This is a genomic window from Pseudonocardia halophobica, from assembly GCF_027922425.1.
Taxonomy (GTDB): domain Bacteria; phylum Actinomycetota; class Actinomycetes; order Mycobacteriales; family Pseudonocardiaceae; genus Pseudonocardia; species Pseudonocardia halophobica.
The window spans coordinates 77,323-83,874 of the sequence record NZ_BSFQ01000033.1 but is presented as its reverse complement, the minus strand read 5'-3'; the positions used below and the strand labels follow the sequence as shown (position 1 = coordinate 83,874).

Genomic DNA, 6,552 nt, shown 5'->3' with positions numbered 1-6,552 from the left:
GGCGGGCCGAGGCGGAGCGGCTCGCCCGGCTCGTCCCCGGGGCGCGGGCGGCCCGCGGCGCCGGACGCGGGGAGGCCGCACTGGTGGCGGGCCTGGCCCATCCGGAGCGGATCGCACGACGGCGGTCCGGGGAGGCGCCGGTGTTCCTCATGGCGGGCGGCACGGCCGTCGAGGTCGCCGACGCCGAGCTGGGCGCGCAGGAGTGGCTCGCCGTCGCGGTCGCGGACCGCACGCCCGGCGCGGTGCACGGGCGGGTGCGGCTGGCCGCGGCCGCCGACCGGGCGCTCGCCGAGGAGGTGGCCGCGACGCTGCTCACCGAGGCCGAGGAGGTCGCGTGGACCGACGGCGACGTCCGCGCCCGGCGGGTCCGCCGGCTCGGCGCGATCGTGCTGGAGGAGCGTGCGCTGCGCGATCCCGACCCGGCCCTCGTCCGCGAGGCGCTGGTCGCCGGGCTCCGCGCCGAGGGCACGGGCCTGCTGCGCTGGTCGGCCGCGGACCGGGCGTTGCGCGCACGGCTCGCCTTCCTGCACCGCACCCTCGGCGGCGACTGGCCGGGCGTCGCCGAGGAGGACCTGCTGGCCGGGGCCGCCGACCCGGCGGGCTGGCTCGCGGCGCCGCTGGCGTCCGCGCGGCGCCGCGCCGATCTCGCCGCCGTCGACGCCGGGGCGGCCCTGCGCGGCCTGGTCGGCTGGCCGCTCGCGGGCCGGGTCGACGAGCTCGCCCCGGAGCGGATCACCGTGCCGAGCGGGTCGCGGATCGCCGTGGACTACTCCGGCGACCGCCCGGTCCTGCCCGTCCGGGTGCAGGAGGCCTTCGGGTGGACGGCCACGCCGCGGATCGCCGGGGTCCCCGTCCTGCTGCACCTGCTCTCCCCCGCCGGACGGCCCGCCGCCGTGACCGACGACCTGGAGTCCTTCTGGGACACCGGGTATCCGCAGGTCCGCGCCGAGCTGCGCGGCCGCTATCCGAAGCACCACTGGCCGGAGGACCCGCGCGCGGCCACGCCCACGCGGCGCACGGGCCGGAACCGGCCGGCGGAGTAGGACGCGGACCTGCAGTGCGTACGCTGTTCGCGAAGGAGGTGCGCATGCCGTCGCCGGACCTGATCTGGATGCGCCCGGAGGGCTCCGGCGTCGGGCGGCCGGCGGGCCGCAGCCGGGCCGAGATCACCGAGGCGGCCGTGCGGGTGGCGGACCGCGACGGGCTCGCGGGCGTGTCGATGCGCCATGTCGCCGCCGAGCTGGGCACCGGCGCGGGCTCGCTCTACCGGTACGTCGAGACCCGCGAGGACCTGCTGGACCTCATGGCCGACCACGTCGCGGGCGAGTACCGGCTCGGCGCCCCGACCGGCGCGTGGCTCGACGACCTGGTCGACGTCGGCCTGCAGGCGCGGGAGATCCACCGCCGGCACCCCTGGCTGCCCGGGCTGGTGCTCACCCGGCCCGTGGCCGGCCCGCGCGGGCTCGACCTCACCGAGCACGTCCTCGCCGTGCTCGCCGACCACCCCGCGCCCGACGGCGACAAGCTGGTCGCCCTGGCCATGCTCCAGGCCGTGGTGGCCGCGGCCGCGCAGGCCGAGGCCTCCCCCGTGGACGCGAGGCGCAGCGCCCGGTTCGCGGCCCACGTCGTGGCGCAGGGGAACCATCCCCACCTGGCCGCGCTCGACCCGGGGCCGGCCGGCGGCGACCCGCTGCCGACCGCGCTCCGCAGGATCCTCGCCGGGCTCCTGCCCGTGGTTCCTTAGGCCGCGCCGCGGGCGGTCACTCGCCCCCGTCGCCCTTGGGCAGGCCCTCGTAGATCTTCTTGCAGTCCGGGCACACCGGCGAGCCCGGCTTGGGCGAACGCGTGACCGGGAACCGCTCCCCGCACAGCGCCTCCACCATGTTGCCCAGGACCGCGCTCTCGGCAATCTTGGACTTCTTCACGTAGTGGAACATCTTCGGCTCGTCCGAGCCGGTCGAGTCGGTCCCCTGGGGCCGGGTCTCGACGTCGGGCAGCGTCTGGGTGGGCATGTGCTCCATGATGCCCCACGTGCCCGACCTCGTGCTCTCACCCGCCGTCCGCGCCGCACTGGGATCGGGGGGTGCCGTGGTCGCGTTGGAGAGCACGCTCCTGGCGCACGGGCTGCCCGCACCCCGCAACCGCGAGGTGGCCGACGAGCTCGAGGCCGAGGTGCGTGCCGCGGGGGCCGTGCCGGCGACGATCGCGGTGCTCGACGGGCGCCCGCACGTCGGTCTGGAGGCTCCCGAGCTGGACCGGGTGTGCGCCGGCGGGCTGGAGAAGCTGTCGGTGCGGGACCTGGGCGTCGCCGCCGGGCTGGGCGGCTCCGGCGCGACGACCGTCGCCGCGACCGCCCGGCTCGCCGCCCTGGCCGGGGTCCGGGTCTTCGCCACCGGCGGGCTCGGCGGGGTGCACCGCGACGCCCGCGAGACCTGGGACGTGTCCGCGGACCTGCCCGCCCTCGCCGTGACGCCCGTGCTGGTGGTGTCCGCGGGGGTGAAGTCGATCCTCGACGTCGGGGCCACCCTGGAGGTGCTGGAGACCTCGTCGGTGCCGGTCCTGGGCTACCGCACCGACCGCTTCCCCGGCTTCTACCGGCGCGACGCCGGCTTCCCCGTCCCCTGGCGGGTCGAGTCCGCCGCCGAGGCCGCAGCGGCCTGGCGGGCGCACACCGTGCTCGGCCCCGGATCCGGGATGCTGCTCGCGCAGCCCGTTCCCGAGGCCGACGAGCTCGACGCCGCCCTGCACGAACGCCTGCTCGCCGACGGCCTGCGGCTGGTCGCGGAGCGCGGGATCACCGGCAAGGACGTGACGCCCGCGCTCCTGGAGCACTTCCACGCGGCCAGCGACGGCGCCAGCCTGGCCGCCAACGTCGCGCTGGTCCGCGCGAACGCCCGCCTCGCCGCTGAGGTCGCCGTGCAGCTCGCCAACTGAGCGGCGGGCTGCTCAGGTGCTGTTGCCGCTCTCGATGACCGGGTGTTCCTTCGACTCCAGCTCGAGCCGCTCGCCCCGGTACCGGTTGACCTTCTCCGTCTTCAGCGGCAGCCGGTCGTTCGCGATGAGCACCGCGATCCACGGCAGCGGGATCGAGATGACCAGCAGCGTGACCGCGAGCCACGGGATGTGGTAGAAGACGGCGGCGAGGATCATGAACGGGATGCGCATCCCCATCATGATCTTGTAGCGTCGCTTCCGGGTGGCGAGCTCCTCCTCGTAGGAGCGCTGCGCATCCGTGATGAGCACGGGATCGGAGTCCCGTCCCGTCGAGCGACTGGGTTCGGTCGTCACCGGACCACCTCCTTCCCCATCGTGTCACTCGCCCCGACGGTACGCGCGTCGACCCGGCAGCGGATTGCGTTGCGCAACACTCCCGGGACGGACCACCCCGTCGGCCCACAGGCGATGCCCGACCTGCCCCGATCGGGCGGTGCTCGAGCAGTGACCGCTCGACCGGGTCAGCCCGCCCGCCCGGGCTCGGGACCGGCGCCCTCGGACTCGTCGTGCGCACCGTGGGCGTGCAGCCGCACCGGCCCGACGGCCTCCTCGGACACGACCTCGAGCAGCCGCTTCGCCAGCCCGCCCGAGATGCGGTAGCGCACCAGCCTGCCCTCCCGGTGCGCGGTGACCATGCCGTGCGCGCGCAGCAGTCGCAGCGCGTGCGAGACCGCGCTGTCGCTCATCCCGACGGCGACCGCGAGGTCGGACACGCAGAGGTCGCCGGCGTGCTGCAGCGCCAGCAGGATCGAGAGCCGGTTCACCTCACCGAGCGCGTCGAGGACGGTGGCCGCGTGTTGGACCTGCTCGGTGTCGGCGAGCACGGCCGTCGCGTCGCACACCTGATCCGGGTCGATGACCCGCATCTCGCGGCGGTCGGTCGGGACCTTGTGCACGGGGTCGATGCTACTGCGGGTCGATCACGGTGCGGGGCGTGTCCCGCGCCGCACTCCGCGGTCCGCTGCCTCCCCGCCTGCTCCCCCGCCTGCTTCCCCGCCTACTTCCCGGCCTTCTTCGCCGCCTTGGCCGCCTGCTTGAACTCGCGGACCCTCTCCAGCGACCCGGGGTCGCGGACGTCGGCCACGGACCGGAACGAGCCCTCCTCGCCGTAGCTGCCGGCGGCCTCGCGCCACCCCTCCGGCGTGACCCCGCGCTGCTTGCCGAGCAGTGCGACGAAGATCTGCGCCTTCTGGGTACCGAACCCGGGCAGCGCCGACAGCCGGCGGAACAGCTCCCTGCCGTCGGCCGCGTCGGACCAGATGCCGGTGACGTCGCCGTCGTAGCGCTCGACGATCGCCTGGTGCAGCGCCTGCACGCGGCCCGCCATCGACCGCGGGTACCGGTGCAGCGCGGGCTTCTCGGCGAAGACCTCGACCAGCTTCTCCGGGTCGTACCCGGCGATCTGCCCCGCGTCGAGGGTGTCCGTGCCGAGCCGGCGGGCCAGTTCCGCAGGCGCGGCGAACGCCCGCTCCATGGGGATCTGCTGGTCGAGCAGCATGCCGGTGAGCAGGGCCAGCGGGTCGCGGTCGAGCAGCGCGTCGGCGGCGGCGTCCTGGGAGAGGCTCAGCACGGGGCCACGGTACCGGGTGACCTGCACGAACCGGCATCGGTGAGGATGGGTCCCGATGAACGCCGCCGCTCCCTCCCCGGCACTGCCCGACGATCTCTGCGCCCGGCTGCGGGACACCCTGCTGGAGCAGGGCTTCACCACCACCGGCGTGCGCGACCTGCTCGGTGCGGGGCCCCACGCGGCCCTCACCCGCGGCGAGCCGGAGGCGGCCGCCCGCGCCACCCGCGAGGCGGGCGGCCTCGGCTCGCTGGTCCGGCTGTTCCTCCTGGGCGGCACCGAGGCCGCGCCGCCGCTGCCCGGGCTCGACGCGCTCGTCGCGGGCGGGCTTCTCACCCGGACGCCCGACGGCGTGCGCGCGGCGATGGACCTGCGCCCCTACGGCGAGGAGGACGCCAGTGGCGAGGCCCTCTGGTACGTCCTGTCCGACCTGGACACGCCGGCGGCCCGGCAGGACCGCGACCACGTGACGGGGGTCGGCGGGGCGTCGCTGACGCTGGCGTCGTCGCTGGTCCGGACGGCGGTGCGGGACACCCTGGACCTCGGGACGGGGTGCGGGGTGCAGGCCCTGCACGCGAGCCGGTTCTCCGGGCGGGTCACGGCGACCGACGTCGCACCGCGGGCCCTGGCGACGGCGCGGGCCACGCTCGCCCTGTCCGGCGTGCGCAACGTGGACCTCGTCGAGGGCCCCTGGCTGGCGCCGGTGTCCGACCGGCGGTTCGACGCGATCGTCTCCAACCCGCCGTTCGTGCCCGGCCCGGCGCGGGTCGAGTACGTGTACCGGGACTCGGGCCAGGCCGGCGACGCCGCCCTGGCCGGGCTGCTGCGCGACCTGCCCGCCCGGCTGCGGCCCGGCGGGCGCGCCCAGCTGCTCGGCTCGTGGCTGCACGTCCGCGGCGAGGACTGGCCGGACCGGGTGCGGTCGTGGGTCCCGGAGGGTTGCGACGCGTGGATCGTGCAGCGCGAGGTGACCGACCCGGCGCTGCACGTGGGGACCTGGCAGCGCGATGCCGGCCTGGACCTGTCCGCGCCCGCCACCCGCGCGCAGGCGGCGGCCTGGCTGGACTGGCTGGAGGCCGAGCGCGTCGAGGCCGTGGGGTTCGGGTTCCTGCTGCTGCGCACGGTGCCCGACGGGCGGGCCCCGGAGGTCGTGGTCGAGGACCTGCCGGGCGAGCTCGCCGACCCGCTGAACGCCGAGATGGCGGGCTGGCTGGACCGCGTCGACTGGCTGCGGAACCACGCCCGCGACGAGGCGCTGCTGGGCGCCCGGCTCACGCTCTCGCCGAGCGCGACCCTCGAGCGCTACGCCGTGGCCGGCGACGAGGGCTGGTCGGACGCGGGCGCGGCGGTCGTGCTCGCCGACGGGCCGCAGTGGCGGCACGAGGTCGACGAGCCCGCCGCCGCGCTGCTCGCGGGATGTTCGGGCGCGCTGCCCCTGGCGGAGCTGTTCGCGCTGCTGTCCTTCGCCCACGACCGCCCGGTCGACGCCCTGGTGCAGGCCGCCCTGCCCGCCGTGCGCGAGTTCGTGCGGCACGGCGTGCTGCTCCCCGCCGGGGCCGCCCGGTGAGGGCGGTCGCCTCGCGGGTCCGCGGCGCCTCGGTCGCCGTCGACGGCCGGACCGTCGGCGTGATCGAGGGCGAGGGCCTGCTCGTCCTGCTGGGCGTGACCCACACCGACGGCGACGAGGACGTCGAGCGGATGGCACGCAAGCTCTGGGAGCTGCGGCTGCTCGAGGGCGAGCGGTCGTGCGCCGACGCGGGCGCCCCGCTGCTCGTGGTCAGCCAGTTCACGCTCTACGGCGACACCCGCAAGGGCCGCAGGCCCTCGTGGTCCGCCGCGGCCCGGCCGGAGGTGGCCGGGCCGGTGGTCGACGCCGTGGTGGCGGCCCTGCGCGCACGGGGTGCACACGTGGAGACGGGCCGCTTCGGCGCCGCCATGGCCGTCGCGTCGGTGAACGACGGCCCGTTCACGGTGATCGTCGAGACCTGACC

General features: G+C 76.4%; 9 protein-coding genes. 5 read left to right on the top strand and 4 right to left on the bottom strand.

Annotation, left to right across the window (positions count from 1 at the left end; genetic code table 11):
• The coding region (locus tag PKE99_RS28560; protein ID WP_271214935.1) for an ATP-dependent helicase C-terminal domain-containing protein at positions 1 to 1,043 on the top strand (1,043 nt) is incomplete at its 5' end.
• 44 nt (positions 1,044 to 1,087) lie between these two features.
• On the top strand, positions 1,088 to 1,744 hold the full coding sequence (locus PKE99_RS28555) for a TetR/AcrR family transcriptional regulator (RefSeq protein WP_037050591.1): 657 nt from the start codon (positions 1,088 to 1,090) through the stop codon (positions 1,742 to 1,744).
• Positions 1,745 to 1,760: 16 nt separating this feature from the next.
• On the opposite strand, the gene PKE99_RS28550 is transcribed toward PKE99_RS28555, so the two are convergent.
• Positions 1,761 to 2,012 carry a DUF3039 domain-containing protein gene (locus PKE99_RS28550; protein WP_037050589.1) on the bottom strand — a complete coding sequence of 84 codons (252 nt, stop codon included), beginning with the start codon at positions 2,010 to 2,012 and terminating at the stop codon, positions 1,761 to 1,763.
• Between the two features lie 10 nt (positions 2,013 to 2,022).
• Here PKE99_RS28550 and PKE99_RS28545 point away from each other — a divergent pair, with 10 nt between their 5' ends.
• Positions 2,023 to 2,934 carry a pseudouridine-5'-phosphate glycosidase gene (locus PKE99_RS28545; protein ID WP_197040796.1) on the top strand — a complete coding sequence of 304 codons (912 nt, stop codon included), beginning with the start codon at positions 2,023 to 2,025 and terminating at the stop codon, positions 2,932 to 2,934.
• Positions 2,935 to 2,946: 12 nt separating this feature from the next.
• Here the strand turns inward: PKE99_RS28545 and PKE99_RS28540 are convergent, their stop codons facing one another.
• The 3 genes from PKE99_RS28540 to PKE99_RS28530 all read right to left on the bottom strand — a co-directional run bounded on the left by PKE99_RS28540 (position 2,947) and on the right by PKE99_RS28530 (position 4,564).
• Positions 2,947 to 3,288: a DUF3099 domain-containing protein gene (locus tag PKE99_RS28540; RefSeq protein ID WP_037050522.1), complete on the bottom strand. Its 342-nt coding sequence runs from the start codon at positions 3,286 to 3,288 to the stop codon at positions 2,947 to 2,949.
• A 167-nt stretch (positions 3,289 to 3,455) separates the two neighbouring features.
• Positions 3,456 to 3,890: an ArsR/SmtB family transcription factor gene (locus PKE99_RS28535; protein WP_037050519.1), complete on the bottom strand. Its 435-nt coding sequence runs from the start codon at positions 3,888 to 3,890 to the stop codon at positions 3,456 to 3,458.
• Positions 3,891 to 3,991: 101 nt separating this feature from the next.
• Complete coding sequence (locus tag PKE99_RS28530; protein ID WP_231498356.1) at positions 3,992 to 4,564, bottom strand: HhH-GPD-type base excision DNA repair protein; 573 nt, start codon at positions 4,562 to 4,564, stop codon at positions 3,992 to 3,994.
• Positions 4,565 to 4,619: 55 nt separating this feature from the next.
• On the opposite strand from PKE99_RS28530, the gene PKE99_RS28525 reads away from it, so the two are divergent.
• Positions 4,620 to 6,128 carry a DUF7782 domain-containing protein gene (locus tag PKE99_RS28525; RefSeq protein WP_037050514.1) on the top strand — a complete coding sequence of 503 codons (1,509 nt, stop codon included), beginning with the start codon at positions 4,620 to 4,622 and terminating at the stop codon, positions 6,126 to 6,128.
• Positions 6,125 to 6,550 carry a D-aminoacyl-tRNA deacylase gene (dtd, locus tag PKE99_RS28520; RefSeq protein ID WP_037050512.1) on the top strand — a complete coding sequence of 142 codons (426 nt, stop codon included), beginning with the start codon at positions 6,125 to 6,127 and terminating at the stop codon, positions 6,548 to 6,550. The genes PKE99_RS28525 and dtd overlap by 4 nt, the downstream gene beginning before the upstream one ends.
• Positions 6,551 to 6,552 lie beyond the last annotated feature (2 nt).